The sequence below is a fragment of the Gracilibacillus thailandensis genome, from assembly GCF_010994055.1.
GTDB classification, from domain to species: domain Bacteria; phylum Bacillota; class Bacilli; order Bacillales; family Amphibacillaceae; genus Gracilibacillus; species Gracilibacillus lacisalsi.
In genome coordinates this window covers 1-1045 of sequence record NZ_WJID01000030.1, presented here as the reverse complement: position 1 = coordinate 1045, position 1045 = coordinate 1, and the positions used below count along the sequence as shown (strand labels likewise).

Below are 1045 nucleotides of genomic sequence, written 5' to 3'. Positions count from 1 at the left end.
AAAATTAATAAAATGGTGGAGGGAGTAGGACTCGAACCTACGAACCCGATGGGAGCGGATTTACAGTCCGCCGCGTTTGGCCAACTTCGCTATCCCTCCATAAATATTGAACATATTAATAAGAAAGAGAAACTCTAAAAGTGGTGGCTCGGGACGGAATCGAACCGCCGACACACGGATTTTCAGTCCGTTGCTCTACCGACTGAGCTACCGAGCCAGGAATTGATAAGTTTATAGTGGCGGTCCGGACGGGACTCGAACCCGCGACCTCCTGCGTGACAGGCAGGCATTCTAACCAACTGAACTACCGGACCTTTTGGTTGCGGGGGCAAGATTTGAACTTGCGACCTTCGGGTTATGAGCCCGACGAGCTACCAGACTGCTCCACCCCGCGATAATAAGGAATGTATTAATTTTTGAATGGTGGAGGATGCAGGGCTCGAACCTGCGACCCCTTGCTTGTAAGGCAAGTGCTCTCCCAGCTGAGCTAATCCTCCTAAGTAAGTGGTGACCCGTACGGGATTCGAACCCGTGTTACCGCCGTGAAAGGGCGGTGTCTTAACCACTTGACCAACGGGCCTATATTAAAAGTGGCGGAGAGCGAGGGATTCGAACCCTCGGTACGGTGTTAACCGCACACACGATTTCCAATCGTGCTCCTTCGACCACTCGGACAGCTCTCCATTGGCTCCACAGGTAGGATTCGAACCTACGACCGATCGGTTAACAGCCGATTGCTCTACCACTGAGCTACTGTGGAATGGAAGAAAATGCCTGGCAACGTCCTACTCTTGCAGGGGCGTGAGCCCCAACTACCATGGGCGCTGGAGAGCTTAACTACTGTGTTCGGCATGGGAACAGGTGTGACCTCTCCGCTATCGCCACCAGGCTTGTACTGTTATTTTTAGTGACAAAGAATATTATACTATGTATTTTGAAAAAATCAAGTAAAAATTTAATATACTTTCAAAACTAGATAAGAGTCATCAACAAGCTCAAACAAATCGTATAGTTAAGTCCTCGATCGATTAGTATTCGTCAGCTG

Annotated in this window: 8 tRNA genes and 1 rRNA gene; all 9 read right to left on the bottom strand. The window is 49.2% G+C overall.

Annotated features, from left to right (window positions below):
• Positions 1–13: 13 nt before the first annotated feature.
• Positions 14–99: transfer RNA gene (locus tag GH715_RS10520), tRNA-Tyr, on the bottom strand.
• A gap of 42 nt (positions 100–141) precedes the next feature.
• Positions 142–217: transfer RNA gene (locus GH715_RS10515), tRNA-Phe, on the bottom strand.
• 20 nt (positions 218–237) lie between these two features.
• Positions 238–314: transfer RNA gene (locus GH715_RS10510), tRNA-Asp, on the bottom strand.
• 3 nt (positions 315–317) lie between these two features.
• A tRNA-Met gene (locus tag GH715_RS10505) sits at positions 318–394 on the bottom strand.
• Between the two features lie 27 nt (positions 395–421).
• Positions 422–497: transfer RNA gene (locus GH715_RS10500), tRNA-Val, on the bottom strand.
• Positions 498–505: 8 nt separating this feature from the next.
• Positions 506–580 (bottom strand) — tRNA-Glu (locus GH715_RS10495).
• An 11-nt stretch (positions 581–591) separates the two neighbouring features.
• Positions 592–683: transfer RNA gene (locus tag GH715_RS10490), tRNA-Ser, on the bottom strand.
• Between the two features lie 2 nt (positions 684–685).
• A tRNA-Asn gene (locus GH715_RS10485) sits at positions 686–760 on the bottom strand.
• 12 nt (positions 761–772) lie between these two features.
• A 5S ribosomal RNA gene (rrf, locus tag GH715_RS10480) occupies positions 773–889 on the bottom strand.
• Between the last annotated feature and the right edge of the window lie 156 nt (positions 890–1045).